General features: G+C 67.5%; 14 protein-coding genes and 1 pseudogene. 11 read left to right on the forward strand and 4 right to left on the reverse strand.

The genetic code is table 11. From position 1 onward, the window contains the following. Positions 1-884 precede the first annotated feature (884 nt). The 6 genes from AC0KUR_RS09700 (at position 885) to AC0KUR_RS09725 (ending at position 6728) form a co-directional block, all read left to right on the forward strand. The gene (locus AC0KUR_RS09700) at positions 885-2123 is read left to right on the forward strand and encodes a glycosyltransferase family 87 protein (protein ID WP_226229907.1); all 1239 of its coding nucleotides are present in this window, start codon (positions 885-887) and stop codon (positions 2121-2123) included. Continuing rightward, positions 2120-3499, forward strand: coding sequence for a glycosyltransferase family 87 protein (locus tag AC0KUR_RS09705; RefSeq protein ID WP_069704814.1), 1380 nt, complete (start codon positions 2120-2122; stop codon positions 3497-3499). Before AC0KUR_RS09700 ends, AC0KUR_RS09705 begins: the two co-directional genes overlap by 4 nt. 24 nt (positions 3500-3523) lie before the next feature. Beyond that, positions 3524-4567, forward strand: a complete 1044-nt coding sequence (locus AC0KUR_RS09710; protein ID WP_059560781.1) for a glycosyltransferase family 2 protein — start codon at positions 3524-3526, stop codon at positions 4565-4567. 15 nt (positions 4568-4582) lie between these two features. Beyond that, entirely contained in the window at positions 4583-4966 is a 384-nt protein-coding gene (locus tag AC0KUR_RS09715; protein WP_473375781.1) for a GtrA family protein, read from the forward strand. Between the two features lie 302 nt (positions 4967-5268). Beyond that, complete coding sequence (locus AC0KUR_RS09720) at positions 5269-5772, forward strand: inclusion body family protein (protein WP_006483191.1); 504 nt, start codon at positions 5269-5271, stop codon at positions 5770-5772. A gap of 65 nt (positions 5773-5837) precedes the next feature. After that, positions 5838-6728 (forward strand): AidA/PixA family protein, encoded by an 891-nt coding sequence (locus tag AC0KUR_RS09725; protein WP_473375782.1) that lies wholly within the window; start codon positions 5838-5840, stop codon positions 6726-6728. Positions 6729-6804: 76 nt separating this feature from the next. Here the strand turns inward: AC0KUR_RS09725 and AC0KUR_RS09730 are convergent, their stop codons facing one another. After that, the gene (locus AC0KUR_RS09730) at positions 6805-7293 is read right to left on the reverse strand and encodes a DinB family protein (protein ID WP_473375783.1); all 489 of its coding nucleotides are present in this window, start codon (positions 7291-7293) and stop codon (positions 6805-6807) included. A gap of 95 nt (positions 7294-7388) precedes the next feature. Here AC0KUR_RS09730 and AC0KUR_RS09735 point away from each other — a divergent pair, with 95 nt between their 5' ends. Beyond that, complete coding sequence (locus AC0KUR_RS09735) at positions 7389-8297, forward strand: LysR family transcriptional regulator (RefSeq protein ID WP_473375784.1); 909 nt, start codon at positions 7389-7391, stop codon at positions 8295-8297. A 179-nt stretch (positions 8298-8476) separates the two neighbouring features. On the opposite strand, the gene AC0KUR_RS09740 is transcribed toward AC0KUR_RS09735, so the two are convergent. Continuing rightward, positions 8477-9091: an NIPSNAP family protein gene (locus AC0KUR_RS09740; RefSeq protein ID WP_473375785.1), complete on the reverse strand. Its 615-nt coding sequence runs from the start codon at positions 9089-9091 to the stop codon at positions 8477-8479. Between the two features lie 96 nt (positions 9092-9187). Here AC0KUR_RS09740 and AC0KUR_RS09745 point away from each other — a divergent pair, with 96 nt between their 5' ends. Continuing rightward, positions 9188-10120: a LysR family transcriptional regulator gene (locus tag AC0KUR_RS09745; RefSeq protein WP_473375786.1), complete on the forward strand. Its 933-nt coding sequence runs from the start codon at positions 9188-9190 to the stop codon at positions 10118-10120. 76 nt (positions 10121-10196) lie between these two features. Here AC0KUR_RS09745 and AC0KUR_RS09750 read toward each other — a convergent pair. After that, a pseudogene (locus AC0KUR_RS09750) lies at positions 10197-10450 on the reverse strand (type 2 periplasmic-binding domain-containing protein); the annotation flags it as partial. A gap of 70 nt (positions 10451-10520) precedes the next feature. Between AC0KUR_RS09750 and AC0KUR_RS09755 the strand changes: the two are divergent. From AC0KUR_RS09755 to AC0KUR_RS09765, 3 genes are all read left to right on the forward strand, one after another. Then, the gene (locus AC0KUR_RS09755; RefSeq protein ID WP_473375787.1) at positions 10521-11720 is read left to right on the forward strand and encodes an AAA family ATPase; all 1200 of its coding nucleotides are present in this window, start codon (positions 10521-10523) and stop codon (positions 11718-11720) included. A 5-nt stretch (positions 11721-11725) separates the two neighbouring features. Continuing rightward, a complete protein-coding gene (locus AC0KUR_RS09760; RefSeq protein WP_473375788.1) occupies positions 11726-13429 on the forward strand; it encodes a cobaltochelatase CobT-related protein in 1704 nt (567 codons plus the stop codon). A gap of 264 nt (positions 13430-13693) precedes the next feature. Further along, on the forward strand, positions 13694-14848 hold the full coding sequence (locus tag AC0KUR_RS09765; RefSeq protein WP_473375789.1) for an extracellular catalytic domain type 1 short-chain-length polyhydroxyalkanoate depolymerase: 1155 nt from the start codon (positions 13694-13696) through the stop codon (positions 14846-14848). A gap of 48 nt (positions 14849-14896) precedes the next feature. On the opposite strand, the gene AC0KUR_RS09770 is transcribed toward AC0KUR_RS09765, so the two are convergent. Beyond that, on the reverse strand, positions 14897-16666 hold the full coding sequence (locus tag AC0KUR_RS09770; protein ID WP_473375904.1) for a histidine kinase: 1770 nt from the start codon (positions 16664-16666) through the stop codon (positions 14897-14899). Positions 16667-16737 lie beyond the last annotated feature (71 nt).

The raw sequence follows: 16737 nt of genomic DNA on the forward strand, positions 1-16737 counted from the left end.
GAGGCGGATACGGAGCGACCATCCGGATGAACCGGGCTGGCCGGGCGACCGGAACGGCACGACGGCCATTCGACGCATGGAATCCAGTTGACCGGGAAACGAATGCCCGGCAAATCCGCAATATGTTTTTAACGCGGATTGCGAGCCGCGATGTGCTGTGGTCTTTCATTTTTATTCCCCGTCTGCTGCCATGCCGATGTCTTATTGCCCTGAAGATTCCGGGTCTGATAAGTCGATCGACGATCGTTTGCGCGGTTCGTCGACCTGGCGCTGTGTATTCCCCTGCGCGCTCCGGTCATTTTTTCCGCATGTGGCGCCGAGGCCGGTTCCATGTGTCTGCCTTCAGAACCGCCGGTCGCCACATCGTCGACTGCCGTGCCAACGCTTACGCAAAGAGCAGGCCATGCTCAGCGAAATCGAGGCTTGTCAAGGGTTCCAGCGATGTCGGCCTTCCCCTGACCCAGGCCCGATGACCGATATGTTTCAAATTTGAACGATCCGGGGACGCCGGTGCGGCTGGTCCGAATGTCGGTCGTCGCGCTGCACAAAGGCCGGAAAAAATTTCGTTGGGACTTTCCCGGACGCGGTAAGCCGGTCGCGTGCCGCGCGTTCGGCGGGCTGCAACGCCGGTAAAAATCGCGGAATGTTTCACGCCGGAAACATGAAACCCGATCGCGTGGATTTCTCATACCTGAAAACGGGGTTTTCAAGCCCGTTATTCGACAGTCCCTATATCGTCTGCCAGTGCGTGGTTTGCATCGCGCGATTTTTTCTTCAACAATGAATTCACCGGACAACGCGGTTTCAACGCGATTCGATCCGCAGGCACGACAACATCAGACGGCCGCGACAGACCACGCAGCCACCACGACATACGGGGCATCATGTACACAGCCAATCGTGAAACGCGCGATCGCGCCGTCCGCTGCGCTCAATGGCTGACGGCGGACCGGATCATTCCGTACAGCTGCGTCATGCTGATGCTCTTCGCCGCGCTGCTGGTGGTGTGGGGCGTCGTGACCGACGGCTTCACGTCGAGCGCCATCGCCCGTCCGGGCACCGACTTCTCAGTCTTCTGGACTGCTTCCCATCTCGTGTTGCAAGGCCATGCCGCATCGGCCTACGACCCTTCGTCATTCGTGCAGGCCGAGTTCGCGCACTTCGGTGCGTTTCTTCAACACCGGCCGCTTCCCTGGCTCTATCCGCCGACGATGCTGCTGTTCATCGCGCCGGTTGCCCTCGTGCCTTTCCTGCCCGCTTACTTCCTCTTTTTCGCGGGCAGTCTTTTATGCTATGCGTTCGCCGTCTCGAGACTGTCGGGATTGCGCGCGCACCTTCCCGTGCCGCGCGCCGCGGCGCTCGTCGTGGTCGCGTACTCGGCCGTATGCATGTCCGCGCTGTTCGGGCAGAACAGCATCCTGACCGCCGGCCTCGCCGCGCTGGCGCTGCACCTGCTCGGCAAGCGCCCCGTCGTGGCCGGCGTGCTGATCGGCCTGCTCGCGATCAAGCCGCAACTGGCCGTGGTGTTCCCGTTCGTGCTGATCGCGACGCGCGCCTGGCGCACGTTCGCGGCGGCGGCGATCAGCGCGGCGCTGTTCGCGGCGGCCGGTGTCGCACTGGCCGGCCCGGCCGCGCTGCACGGGTTGTCGCATGCGATGTCGACGGTACGCGAGCAGCACTTCATGCTCGCGTCGTACTGGCTCGCGTCGCCGACGCCGTTCGCCGCGTTGCGGCTCGCGGGCGCACCGGTGGCCGCCGCGCTCGCGGCACAGGCGGCGGTGGCCCTGCTCGCGATCGCCGCGGCCGTCGGCGTGTGGCGCCGTACGCGCGACATGCGCCTGCGCGGCGCGGTGCTGGCGGTCGCCACGCTGCTGACCACGCCGTATCTGTGGAACTACGAACTGACGTGGCTCGGCATCGCGGTCTTCTGCCTGATCGCGCATGGTCTCGACGAGGGCTGGCTGCCGGGCGACCAGGGCATCCTCGTGCTCGCGTGGCTGCTGCCGATCTTCGAGATGCTGAACCGGTTGATGAAGCTGCCGCAGATCGGGCCGATCGTGCTGCTCGCGGTGCTGTTCGTCGTCGTGCGCCGCACGGCGCTCGCATCCGGGAGCGCACGATGAAAACGCCTGCGTTCGCCCGCCACCTGCATGCATCCGTCGACGTGCATCCGGAGCTGCCGATCGCCGGCCCGCGCCGCTACCCGCACTGGCTCAATCGCGACCGCGTGCGCCTCTACGCGGCCGCCGCGCTGCTGACCGAACTGCTGTTCATCGTGATCTACGTGACGCGCGTGCTCCTGTCGCACAACGGCGCGCTGGAACCGCTGTCGCAGGACTTCTCGCCGATCTGGAGCGCCGCGTGGCTCGCCGCGCACGGCCACGGCGCCGACGCGTGGCATTTCCCCGCGCTGTTCGCGGTCCAGAAGCTGGCCGTCCCGACGATGACGCTCGCGGGCGGCGCGCTGCCGTGGCTTTATCCGCCGACGATGCTGCTGCTCGTGCTGCCGCTCGGCTGGCTGCCGTACACGCTTGCGCTCGTGCTGTGGCTCGCCGTCACGTATGCGCTGTTCGCCGCGACGATCCACGCGATCGTCCAGCGCGATGCCGCCTGGCTGTGCGCGCTCGCGTTCCCGGGTGCATTCCTCACCGTGATCGTCGGCCAGACCAGCCTCTTCACCGCGATGCTCGCCGGCGTCGGCCTGCTCGCGCTGAACCGCCGGCCTGCGGTGGCGGGCATCTGCTTCGGCTTGCTGACGATGAAGCCGCAGCTCGCGGTGCTGTTCCCGCTCGCGCTGCTGTGCGCGGGCCAGTGGCGCGCGCTGGCCGCGTGGGCCGCGACGATCGCCGGCAGCGTCGCGCTCGCGACACTCGCGTTCGGCATCGGCCCGTGGATCACGTTCGCGCACGTGATCGGCAACGTCTACGCGGTCGTCGGCACCGGTCACGCGAAGCTCGCGCGCATGCCGTCCGTGTTCGCGCTCGCGACGATGGCCGGCTGGCCCGTGCTCGTCGCGCGCGGCCTGCAACTGCTGTCGGCCGCGGTCGCCGCGATCGCCGTCGTCTACGCATGGCGCGGCGCGTGCTCCTATGCGCTGCGCGCCGCGACGCTCGTATGCGCGTGCCTGCTCGTCAGCCCGTATTTGTACGACTACGACCTGACCTGGTATGGCCTCGTGATCGCGTGGTACGCCCGCTATGCATGGACCCACGGCTGGCGGCGCTTCGATCGCGAATGGCTGATGCTGCTGTGGCTGATGCCGTTCGCCGGCCTCGCGGTCATGCCGCATCTGCCGTTCCAGTTCATGCCGCTCGTCACGCTGGCGTCGCTCGCGCTGCTCGTCGGCCGGATCGCGCAGGAAAGACACGACGTGCCGTCGATGCCCGACGCGCACGACCACTCGACCGATACCGGATTCACGCATCCGGTCCGGCCGCACCACCGCCCGGCGTACGGAATGCGCCGCACCGGCCGCCCGACCATCGGCGCCGACCGGTGACGCGACATGACAAGGGGAGTCATCATGCGGGAACCACGCTACACACCGCTCGTTTCGCTGGTTGTGCCGTTCTATAACGAAGGCGAGGCCGTCGAGCGCTTCTTCGACGTCGTGATGCCGTTGCTGACGGCCATCGACGCGATCCGCTTCGAGATCGTCTGCGTCAACGACGGCAGCCGCGACGACACGCTCGAGCGCCTGGTCCGGATCGGCACCACCGAGCCGCGCGTGCGCGTGATCGACCTCACCCGCAACTTCGGCAAGGAAGCGGCGTTGACGGCCGGCCTCGACGAAGCCACCGGCGACGCGGTGATTCCGCTCGACGCCGACCTGCAGGATCCGCCGAGCCTGATCCCCGTGATGATCGAGCACTGGCGCGACGGCGCGGAAGTCGTCGCGGCGAAACGCAGCAACCGCGCGTGCGATTCGTTCGCGAAGCGCACCGCCGCCGCGATCTACTACCGTGTGCACAACATGCTGTCGGACGTGAAACTGCCGGAGAACGTCGGCGATTTCCGGCTGATGGATCGCCGGGTCGTGAATGCGCTGCGCAGCCTGCCCGAGCGGCACCGTTTCATGAAGGGGCTGTTCGCATGGGTCGGCTACAAGACCGTGATCGTCGAGTACCAGCGCGACCCGCGCAGCGCCGGGCACTCGAAGTTCTCCGGCTGGAAGCTGTGGAATTTCGCGCTGGAAGGCATCACCAGCTTCAGCACGGTGCCGCTGCGCAGCTGGACCTACATCGGCGTCGGCATCGCCGCGCTCGCGTTCCTGTACGGCACGTTCATCATCTTCCGCACGCTGCTGTTCGGCAATCCGGTGCTCGGCTACGCGTCGCTGATCTCGGTCACGCTGTTCATCGGCGGCATCGAACTGATCGGGATCGGTGTCGTCGGCGAATACATCGGGCGAATCTACGACGAGTCGAAGCAACGGCCCGTCTACCTGATCCGCCGCCGCTACCAGGTGCACGCCAAGGTGATCGAGCTGCCGGTGGCGCGCGACGCGCGCCGCCAGGCCGCCCGCCGCCGCACGCAGCCGACCCGCGCGCGGATCGGCGCCCGCTGACGCATGCGCGCCGCCATGATCGACCTGCTCCACGCCGAACGCACGCGGCTGGTGCGCTTCGGCGTGTCCGGGCTGTGTTCGACCGCGCTCCACACGCTGGTCGCCGCGGCGATGTTCGCGCTGTTCGACGCGACGCTGGTGGCCGCGAACGCGGTCGCCTTCCTGTGTGCGACCGCGTTCTCGTATCTCGCGAATACGCTGTGGAGCTTCGCGTCGACGGTGCGCACGCGCAACCTGGTGCGCTTTCTCGCGGTCACGCTGGTCGGCTTCGTCGAGACGATGCTGCTGGCGCGCGGCGCCGAAGCACTCGACCTGTCGCGCGGGATGAGCATCGTCGCGATCGCGCTGCTGATCCCGCCGACGACGTTCGCGCTGCACCGGCTGTGGACCTACCGGTAAACGGCCCGCCCGCGTTTCCTCCTCCCCGCCGATAATCGGTCAAACGATTAACAGATTCAATGTCGCCATATTTATGTGGCGTATCGAATCGATTGATTCCGATTTTAAAATTACTAATCGATTTAATCATAACGACCTGTTTACTTTTACAGCTTCCATAATTAACCGAACGGGATAATCTGCATTCGCCGTCGCTTCAGCACCTGCCGACTCCGGAGCAAATCCTTGCGGTACAAGGCGATGGCGGCCGCACGAAGCAATTCGCGCAACGATAAGTCCCATTACTTCAAACGGGAGCTTCCATGTCACGCGTTACCGATGTGCTCGTTTCGTTCGATACCGAAACCATTCTCAAAAAATATCCGAATCCCAGCAAAAACCCGGCCGCTCCGACGCTGATCGACTGGCGTTATGTTTATATGGTGACCAACCAGGACAACGTCATCTCCGGGCAGGCAGGCGGCGAGCTCGATCTGAAAGCGCAGGTCGGCGACCTGATCCGCTGGCGTGAAACGAGCCTGTCGCTGGGCTTCGAGAACCAGGTGGTGTTCTACAAGTTCATCGGCAACGTCGGCAACGACCTGATCTCGACGCCGACGCCGCGGGTGGCGGAAGCGTCGATCCCGGTGCCGAACACGAGCAAGCCGGAAGTGCCGACGTGCCAGAAAGTCGCGAACTACTACTGGTCGTCGGAATGCCTGAAGGTCGGCCGCGTGACCTACCACTTCCAGTTCCAGATCATCGATCGCAACTGCCAGAGCCAGGGCTGCTTCTCGTGGGATCCGTTCATCTCGATCCATAACTGATCGCGGCAGGCGGGCGGCCGCGCGACGGCCGCCCGTGCCGCCCCCTTGTTGCGCAGGAGGTGCTCATGTCTGGTCTTCGTTGCGATGTGCTCGCGGTCGTCGACGCCGTCACGCTGCTGTCGGCCCACCCCGATGCGAGCCGGAACGCCGATGCGCCGACCGTGATCGACGGCCGGCACATCTACGTGTTGAGCCCGGGCGACGCCGGGCAGGTCGGCCACAACGACAACCGGCTGTTTGCCGGCCTGTCTCCCGGCGACGAGCTTCATCTGCGCGAAACCGCGCTGGCGCTGCGCGCGGAGCTGAGCGTGCTGTTCATCCGGTTCGCGTTGAAGGACGCCGGCATCGTCGCGCCGATCGAAGCGGAAGTGCGCGATGCCGCCAAGCCGGTGCCGGACGGCGACGACCTGCTTCATCCGTCGTGCCGGCCGATGAAAGACCACGTGTGGCGCAGCGAGGTGCTGGCGGCCGGCACCACCACCTGCACGGCCGATTTCGCGGTGCTCGATCACGACGGCGCGGTGTCCGGTTACTTCCGCTGGGAAACGACGATCGAGATCGCCGGCAGCCGGCCCGACACGAAGCAGCCCGGTTTCCAGCCGTCGTCCGACCGCAACGGCAGCTTCACGCTGCCGCCGAATACCGATTTCAAGGCGACCTTCTACGCGAATGCCGCCGACCGGCAGGACCTGAAGCTGTTCATCGACGACGCACCGGAACCGGCCGCGTCGTTCGCGGGCAACGGCAACGACGGCGTCAGGCAGTTCACGCTGAACTCGCGCGGCGGCAGGATCCGGATCGACGCGTCGGCCAACGGCCGGCCATCCGCGACCGATGCGCGGCTCGCGCCGCTGTCCGCCGGCGATACCGTCTGGCTCGGCTGGCTCGGCGCCGAAGACGGCGCCGACCGCGACTACAACGACGGGATCGTGATCCTGCAGTGGCCGATCGCGTGAGCGGCGCGGCACATCCAGTACACCTGATCGTCGCACTTTCCGCCCGCACGCGCCGCTCTTTCCACTCGAGCTTGGATCACCCAAGCGGAAAATACGTGACGTCGAGGGCGGGCGGCGCAACGGGCGTTTGCGACAGCAACGCATGAACCTGACCGCGATGGTGCGCGTGATGAAGGAAAAGATGGGAAAGGACCAGCCCGAGCGGTTTGCGCTGCGGCGTTCCGTCCATGCCCGTGTAGTTCACGTCGGCGTTCAGGTCGTTGCGCGCGACAGCGCCGACGATGCGCGCGAGCCGCTCGTCCTCGGCTCGCCGTTCGGTCCGCAGGCTGTCGAAATCGTCGCAGACGACAAAGTCCAGGGCCGGGATGGCGTGGCCCTCCCCGGAGAGCCGGCCGAGCCAGATGCGGTCCGTGGCAAGCAGATGATTGAGCGTATGGTGGATCGAGCCGAACGCGCATGCGCGTGCGAGAAAATACTCATCCGATGAAAGGCCGGCGCATGCCTGATACATGCGCTCATTCGCCCAAGCGGTCCAGCGCGCCAGCATCTCGAACTGATTCGTCATCGCCGTTCCCTTGTCTTTTGATTCCGTCCGGGTAATCTATGGGTCCGGATGGTCGCTGTCGATCGCGTTTTTCTTATCAGCTATAAGGTCTGATGATGCCCGTACGCCGTGATCCGCCCCAAACGCACTTGCTTCGGGCCTTCGAGGCTGTCGCCCGGCTGAAGAGCTTCAGGCAGGCGGCTGTCGAAATAGGCGTGTCGCAGAGTGCGATCAGCCAGCGCGTGGCCGCGCTCGAAACGCGCCTCGGGACGTGCCTGATCCATCGAGAGCAGGGCCGCTTCGCGCTCACCCGTGATGGCCTGGCCTATCTGGCCACGGCGGAAGGCGTGCTGCGAACGCTCGCGAGAGCCGACAGCCGGCTCGCCGATCGCCGGGAAACGGTCCGCCTGTCCGTCGTTTCGTCGTTCGCGCACTGCTGGCTCGCTCCCCGGCTCGAAGCGCTGTCCCTGTCATTCGAAGACATCAGTCTCGAGGTGCACGTGTCGGACGAGATCGTCGCGATCGACGACGGCGAATTCGATCTCGCGATCCGCCTGCATCCGAAGGCGGGCATGCCGGGAGAACGGATGACGGCAGCCGATGACGTGCTCGTACCGGTCCACGCGCCGGGTAGTCGGCCAAGCCCTGCGTGTCGCGCGGAGCCGTTCGCGGGGATGAGGTTGCTCGAGGACGACTGCAGCCGTCTCGGCGGATCGCGCCACCAGTCGTGGGACGCGTGGCATGAACTCAACGGATGCGAGATCCGGCAACCGCGCAGGCGGATCGTGTTCAACGACGCAGGGTTGATGATCGAGGCTGCCCGCCGCGGCGCCGGCGTCGCGCTCGCGCGCCAGTCGCTGGTTGCGGACCATCTGGCTGCCGGCGAGCTGGTGAAATTCGACGCGATGCCGCTCGCATGTCTCGCGCAAACATCGTTGATCCAACGACGCGCGAGCAGCCGCAGCCACGCGAGCCGGCGCGTCGCAAGCTGGCTGCTCGATGCCGTATCCGGCACGATCGCCTAGCATCGCTCGTCGAGGCTCGCGCGAGCGGCGCCCACCGTCGCACCGCGCTTCTCCGCCCGATCCGTCCAGCTCGAGCGAAGTCACCGGCGCTCACCGCCCGGTCGGGAAATCGCGGCAATACAGCCGGCGCGTGACCGATCGGCGCACGGCCCCCAAAACGGCCTGCGCCGGCGGCGCGTTCAATGCAACGGCGACCACGCCTCCGGCACCGCGATCGTCGACGTCGCCCTTTCGATCTGTTCCGGGCCGCCGGCCGGTGGCCAGAGACCCGCCGCGTAGTGCCGTTTTCTCAACGCCATCCGCTCTTCCAGACTCGAGAATCCCCAGATGTGCACGATACGCGGCGGTCCATCGAGCGCGTACATGTTGCAAACGAGATGCGACGTATAGTCTTTGGCCGGGCCCACCGCCCGTTCCCACGCGGAAATGGTCGGCGCGATACCGCCGGCTTTCAGCCAGTAGCGGCGAATCTCGTAGAAATCGCCGAATACCCGCGGTTCGATCTCGGGTAGAAAAGGAAACAGCGCATAGCTTTCCATCGTCAATCGAACGGACGCGCTTTCAATCCCGAAAGGTTGCCCGGCGCTCAAGGCCCGGTTGCGTTCGTGTTGCAATTCATCCGTCGTGTCGAAGCCCCTCAGCACGACGATCCGCGACAACTCGCCAATCTCCGTGCGCCATGCGCCCAGTAGCCTCCCTGGCGCGCCGGCATCGGATACCCAGCGATGCGCGCGGCGCGACACCCCATCCTGGTCTGTAAGCGGACACGACAACGTCGTGAGTTCATACAGCATGGCTGCCCTCCTTTCGCGTGGATGTCGCAATGTATGACCGAAGCGGCGGCCGATCAACGCGCGTCGCCTTGAAACAGAATCCAGTACCATTGCGCAATGGATCTCCTCAAGGCGATGGCCGTATTCGTCCGTATCGTGGAAACGGGTAGCCTGACCGCGGCCGCGCAAGCGTCCGATCTGTCGCCGACCATGGTCGGCAACTACCTTCAGGCGCTGGAAAGCCGCCTGGGCACGGTCCTCGTCCACCGCACGACGCGCAAGCAGAAAGTCAGCGCGTTCGGCCACGCCTACTACGCGCGATGCGTCGAAGTCCTCGGTCTGGTCGACGATACGGAGCGGCTGGCGCTCGATCATCTGCAGCAGCCGCGCGGGCGCTTGCGCGTGACGGCGCCCGTGGTGTTTACGAACGAGTGCCTGATTCCCGCGCTCCCGGACTATTACCGGCGCTACCCCGAGATCAAGCTCGATATCGTCGCCACCGATTCGCTCGCCGATTCGCTCGCCGATTTGTTCGATGAAGGTTTCGAGGCAGCCATTCGCATCGGCGCGTTCGCCGGCGCGGACGTGGTCGCGCGTCCGCTCGCGCCGTACCGGCTGGTGCTCTGTGCATCGCCCGCGTACGTTGCCGAACATGGCGCACCGACCGCCCCGCACACGCTTGGCGAGCATCAATGCCTGACGTATGCCTATCCGCCTCGATCGGCGTGGCACGCGGCGCAATCGCGATGGATGCTCGAAGGTCCGGACGGGCCGATGAGCGTCGCCGTGGACGGCAGACTGAAGACCGACGGTGCGGATGCGTTGCGCCGGGCGGCATTGAGCGGGCTCGGTATCGCGATGCTTCCTTCGATGTTGATACGCGACGACATTCGCGAGCAGCGCCTCATCGAGATCCTGCCGGACTTCGCCGCTCCCGAACGATCGATGACGCTGCTTTATCTGCGAGAGACGCGGAAATCACCGAAGCTTCGCAGCTTCACCGAATTCGTGGTGGACCGCTTCGGCGCCGAAACGATGGATCCGGCCTGATGCGGCTATCGCCCGAAAACCGCCGCGCCACCGCCGCGCGACGTCCTGCGTCGATCCCGAACGCCGAAGCCGCCGGTCAAGGCGCCGCACCGAACGGTCGAATCACGACGCCGCGCAGCCACCGGTCGCCGGCCTCGTGGTGATCGCGCGCCTGCCAATGCTGCCGTACCGCGAAGCCTTCGACCGGGACCGGGCAGGCATGAACCGCCAGGTCGCTCGCCAGAGCCAGGGTCTGGCCGACATGACGCGGCAACGCCGTGATCAGGTCGGTCGTCCGGACGATCGCCCCCAACCCGGGAAACCCGGCAACGCCAGCACGACCTCTCGCTCGGCAAGCCTATACAATCGGCACGATGCATCGAAGCCATGAAGCGCTGACCGACCACGCCCGTCCGCCACCATGAATGCACCCGCCGCCCCCTCCTCCGCGCCGCCGGTACTCGGCGTCTACCGGCACCCGGCCGACCCGTCCGCCGGACAATGGCTCGTCAGCCGCTCCGAGCGCGCGCACCTGTTCCGCATCCAGCATCGCCGGCCCGACGGCAGCACGTCGGTCGACACCGTCGTCGATGCCGACAATCTCGACGCGAAGCTGCACAAGTGGCTTCGGGAAGGCTTCGTGCGGCACGCGTCCGACGACCGCGCACCGCCCGCGCATCGCGACGGATTCATGCAGGACTTGCGTCGTGCGCATGCGTCGCGACCGGCCGCGGCCCCCGATGCGGCCCACCTCGTGCGCGTAGGCGGCGTGCCGATGCCGCGCGGCCCCGGCGGCCCGCTCGTACCGCCGCCGAATCCGGCCTACCTGTTTACCGCGCGGGCGACGAGCGCGCTCGAGGATGTCGTCGAGAACCGCCGCATCCTGCTGATCGGCCACACGGGCACCGGCAAGACGAGCCTGATCGAACAGACCGCCGCGCGGACCGGCCACGGCGTGCTGCGCTCGAACATGAACGGCCAGACGACGGTGGGCGACTTCGTCGGCTTCTGGACCGTCAAGGGCGGCGAGACGGTCTGGATCGACGGTGTGCTGCCGACCGCGATGCGCGAAGGGCTGTGGCTCATCGTCGACGAGATCGACTTCGCGGAACCGGCGATCCTCGCGGTGCTGACCGCCGTGCTCGAGCCGGGCGGCAGCCTGCTGCTGAAGGAGAAAGGCAACGAGATCGTCGCCCCGCATCCGTCGTTCCGGCTGTTCGCGACCGCCAACGCGGTGGGCGCGATGGGACGGTTCCGCCACCTGTACCAGGGCGCCAACGTGATGAACGAGGCGTTCCTCGACCGCTGGCGCGTGTACCACCTCGACTACCTGCCGCCGGCCGACGAGGCGCACGTGCTGCGGCGGACCTTCGGCGCGGCGATGTCGGCGGCGATGGCCGACACGCTCGCCGCGATCGCGGCCGACTGCCGCGCCGCGTTCGTTCGCGAGGATCTGGCGAGCGCGTTCTCGACACGGCGCCTGCTCGACTGGGCCGAACTGATGCTGCGTACCGGCGACCCCGAAGCCGCCGCCGGCCCGACGATCTACGCGAAAGTCGACACGGAAGACGCCGACCTGATTCGCACCATCATCCGTCACTACATCGACGTGGACGGGTGAAGCCGATGGAGCGGGACGACGACGCACGCACGCAGCGTCTGGGCCGCCTGGCGCGCACGCTCGCGCAACGGCACGGCATCGACGTGCGGTTCGCGAGCCACGGCCCGGCCGTCGAGCACGACGTGCTGGTGCTGCCCGACGGATGGCTCGCCGGCGAGATCGACGACGCTGCCCTCACCGGCTTCGTCGACCTGTATGCGGCCCGTCTGCGCTTCGGTGCCAGCGACACCGTGGCCGCGCTCGCGTCGCCCGCCGTGCGCGCGCTCGCGCAGGCGATCGACGACCGCCGTGCAGCCGCTTGCCTCGTCGCGCGTTATCCCGGCGCGCCGGCGTTCCTGCGCCGGATGCGGGCCGTGGCCGCCGCCGATATGCGGCACCGGTGGCCACGCGTCGCATGGCGCGACAAGCTGCTGTGGCGCATCGAGCGCGCGTTGTGGGACGAACGGCCCGCAGCCGTCGAGCGCCTGCCGTCGCTCGACGCGACGCTGGCCGCCTGCGACGATGTCGTCGACGAAGCGCGCGCCGCGACGTCGACGGCCGACAGCATCCGCGCGGCGCGGCGCATCGTCGAACGCGTGCGCGCGCTGGCGTCGGCCGGCGCCAACAACATGATGTTCACGGCCGATCCGGGCAGCACGATCGACAGCGACGCGATCGCCGCCGAGTTCGACCCGGACGGCCAGGGCGCGCAGGACGATGCGCGCGCGCCTGCCGCCGCCGAATCCGGCGCCGCGACGATCGCCGACACGGCAACGTCGGCGCAACCGCCGACGCCGGGCGATGCGTCCGCCGGCGCGATCCGCCTGTCGACGGAGAACCGGCCGCTGCTGTCGGTCCCGCTGACCACCGCATTCGACACGGTGGCGGACTTCACCGGCCGCGGCGAACCGGCGCGCTGGCATCGTCTGCTCGGCGCGGCCCGCGCCCAGACCGGGGCGCTCAAGCGGCAGCTCGAACGGGCGCTGAAGGTGGACGAGCACACCCGCTGGAAGCGCGAACAGGAACGCGGCGATCTCGACCGTGCGGTGCTCGCCCGCGTCGCGACGTCCCCCGGCTACCGCACGCCGTTTCGCGTCAGGCGTGCGACGCCCGGGCGCGACGCGGCGGTCAGCCTGCTGATCGACTGCAGCGGCTCGATGGCGGGCAGCAAGATCGAACTCGCGACGCTCTGCGCGGCCGCGCTGTGCGACGCGCTGATTCAGCTCGGCTTCGCGTGCGAAGTGCTTGGCTACAGTTCCGCCGAGGATGCGGCGATGCGCACGCACTACCAGCGCTGGATCGACGACGGTCACAGCGCGTTCGGCTACAACCGGTTCGTCGAACGGCTCGACCTGCGGGTCTACAAGCGGTTCGATTCCGACAACCCGAGCGGCATCGCGTGCCTCGAATGCGGCCACGAGAATCCCGACGGCGAGGCATTGAGCTGGGCCGCGGAACGGCTGTTGTCGACGCGCGCACGCCGGCGCATCCTGATGGTGCTGTCCGACGGCTCCCCGGCCACCGGCGACGGCCACCCGGCGATCCTGCGCACCGACCTGCACGCACGCGTCGACGCGTTGCGCGCACGGCGCGTCGAACTGATCGGCGTCGGCATTCTCGACGATGCGGTCGAGTCGTTCTATCCGGTCAGCCGCGTGGTCGAACATCTGAATGCGTTGCCGGGCGCGGCGTTCGCGGTACTGAGCGACACGCTGCTGGATCGCCGGTAGCGCTGCGCGCGGCAGGGTGGAAGCGGACTTCGGCATTGCGGTTCGCACACAAGTCACATCGGACGGTTACCATTCCGCTTGGCCGGGTCGAATCGCCGCCGCGACGCAGGATCGCGTTTTTCCGTTGCATGCACTCGGCCGCCCGGTTCCGCTGCGGTCGCGGCCGGCAGCACGAACCTTGCTCCGCAGCCGGTCGACTTTCATCCCGACGGCGAATCCGGCCGCCTCGCACTGCCGCGGCCGGCAGCCGGCACGAAACTGCATATGCCCAGGAAACGATCCAGCCTCTGGCTGCGGCCTCTCGAACTCCTCTCAATCGCGACCGGTGCGCGGCCGAAGAAGGTGGCCGGCAGGGCGCGGCCGGCCGCCAAAAAGGCCGCACCGAAAGTCGCTTCCGCCAAGACGCCGCAAAAAGCCGCCGGGAAAATCACTCGACGGGCCTCCACGCCGGCGGCCAGCGTCCGTTCCGCCAAGCGCACGCGCACCGCGCATGCCGCACGCGCGGCGTCCGACACGCCGCCCGGCACGTGGCTGCGCTCGTTTCACTCCGCTGGCCCGAGCGCCGGCCGCCTCGTCAATCATCTTGCGTACGCGCTCTATCTTCCCGCCGCGCCGGCCGCGACAGCCGCGCTGCCGGTCGTCGTCATGCTGCACGGCTGCAAGCAGACCGCCGAATCGTTTGCAGCGGGCACGCGCATGTGCCGCCTCGCCGAGCGTGCGGGGTTCGCCGTGCTGTTTCCCGAGCAGGCCAAGACCGCGCATGCGCACCGCTGCTGGCACTGGCATGGTGATGCGACGCAGTCCGAAGCCGCGGCCGTCGTGTCGCTGGTCGATGCGATCGTGCGGCACCATGGCTTCGATCACGACCGGATCTACGTGGCGGGCCTGTCGGCCGGCGCGGGGCTCGCGGCGGCACTGGCGATTCGGTATCCCGACCGTTTCGCGGCGGTGGGCCTGCACTCGGGGCCGGCCATTGCCCCGCCGTCGTCGGCGATGGCCGCGATGAGCCTGATGCGACGCGGCATCCGCGACGACCCGCTCGATGCGCTCGACGCCTGCGCCGACGTCGCGTCCTATCCGGGCATGCCGGCGCTCGTCGTGCACGGTGCGCTCGATACGGTCGTCACCGACCGGAACGCGACGCAGCTCGGCATCGCATTCGCGCGGCTCAACCGGCTCGTCGACGAACACGGCGCGATCCGCGTCGGCGAACAACACAGCTACGCGCGAGACGATGCCGCTTACGTCGATTATCTGAAGGCCGGGCGGCTCGTCGTCAGGGTGTGCATCGTCCACCGGCTGCCGCATGCATGGAGCGGCGGCGACCCGCGCGAGCCGTTCCATTCCGCGACGGGGCCGGACGCGAGCGCGATGTTCTGGCATTTCTTTCGTCGTCAGCGCCGCAAGCGACCGGCGTGACGCACGACGCGCGCGGCGGGTTCCCGCGAGCGGTGGGCGGCGATCGCGTCACGCGCGTTGCTCCAGCGCCGCCGCACTCGCGCGGTCGACGGCACGCCGGACCGGCAAGCGGATCCGGAAGGTGGTCCCGCGCCCCGGCGCGCTCGTCACGTCGATCGTGCCGCGATGGCGCTCGACGATCCCGTGCGACACCGACAGCCCGAGCCCCGTGCCCTGCCCGACCGGCTTCGTGGTGAAGAACGGATCGAAGATCCGCCGCATGACGTCGGGCGTCATGCCCGCGCCGGTATCGCTGATTTCGATCGACACCTGATCGCCGTCGCTCGACGTGCGGATCGTGATCACGCCATGCTCGGGAATCGCCTGCGCCGCGTTGACCAGCAGGTTCATGAATACCTGGTTCAATTGCGACGGCAGGCACTCGACGGGCGGGATATCGCCGTAGTCGCGCACGACGTCGGCCTTGTACTTGAGTTCGTTGTGGACGACGTTGAGCGTGCTCTCGAGCCCCGCGTGCAGATCGACGACGCGCCATTCGTCGCTGGCCGGGCGCGAGAAATCGCGCAGGTCCTGCACGATGCGCCGCACCCGCAGCGCGCCGTCGATCGATTCGTCGATCAGCGTCACGATCTCGTCGCGGACGTAGTCGAGATCCGCGGCCCGGCGCACGGCTGTCAGCGTGTCGCGGGTGGTCGGATCGAGCTGCGGCAGCGCGGCTTCGTGCGCGGCGATCACGTCGAGCAGGTTGCGCACCCATGCCTTCAACGTATTGAGGTTCGCGCTGACGAAGCCGATCGGATTGTTGATCTCGTGCGCGACACCGGCCGCGAGCTGGCCGATCGACGCGAGCTTTTCCGACTGCAGCAACTGCTCGTGCGTTTCCGCGAGCGCATGCAGCAGGCGCCGCTGTTCGTCCTTCTCCTGTTCGAGCTGCGCGTGCGCGGCCTTGCGTTCGTCGATCTCGGCCGCCATGTTCTCGCGCGTGCGCTGCAGCATCTGCGTCGTTTGCTCGTAGCGGCGCAGCGCGCGTTCGAGTTCGTCGGTTCGCAACCGCACAAGCCGCTCGAGCGTGTCGGTCATGCCGCGCAGGAAGGTGGTGCGCGCATCGAAACGGCACAGCATCAGCGTGACGACCAGCGTCGCCATCGTAAACAGCGCGACCGTCGTCGCGAGCCACGGCGCGTCGACCCCTTGCGCGGCGCCGCACCGTGCATCCGGCGCGAAATGCGCGGCGGCCATCGCCGTGTAGTGCATGCCGGTGATGGCCGCGCCCATGACGACGGCCGCGCCGATGCGCTGCACGGTCGCGTGGCGCGCCTGCCGCGCGCGCAATGCCTGCGCGATCCATAACGCGGCCGTCGATGCGATCACCGCGATGCCGATCGATGCGGCGAACAGCGCGGCATCGTAACGAATGGCCGGCTGCATGTGCATCGCGGCCATGCCCGTGTAATGCATGCCGGCAATCCCGCCGCCCATCAGCACGCCGCCCGCGCACAGCCGCCGCCAGCCGAGCCGCGCGCGCGTGACGACGTTCAGCGCGAAGTACGACACGAGCACGGCGATCGCCAGCGAGATGCCCGTGCCCTGCCATGCATAGCCGAGCGGGATCGGCAGCGAGAACGCGAGCATGCCGACGAAATGCATCGACCAGATGCCGGTGCCCATCGCCGCCGCGCCGCCCGCCAGCCAGGCCCGCTTCAGCTTCGGGTTGTCGAGCAGCGAAATGAACGCCGCGAGGTCGAGCGTCGTGTAGGAGGCCAGCGTCGCGATCGCGAGCGACAGCAGGACAAGCGGGACGTTGTAGGTGCCGTGCATGGTCGGGCGCCCGAGGCTGGGTGAAAGCATCGTCGCGGTGCGCGGTCGAACACGCCCCACAACCATCCCGC

This window comes from Burkholderia sp. YHN3-13 (assembly GCF_055810675.1).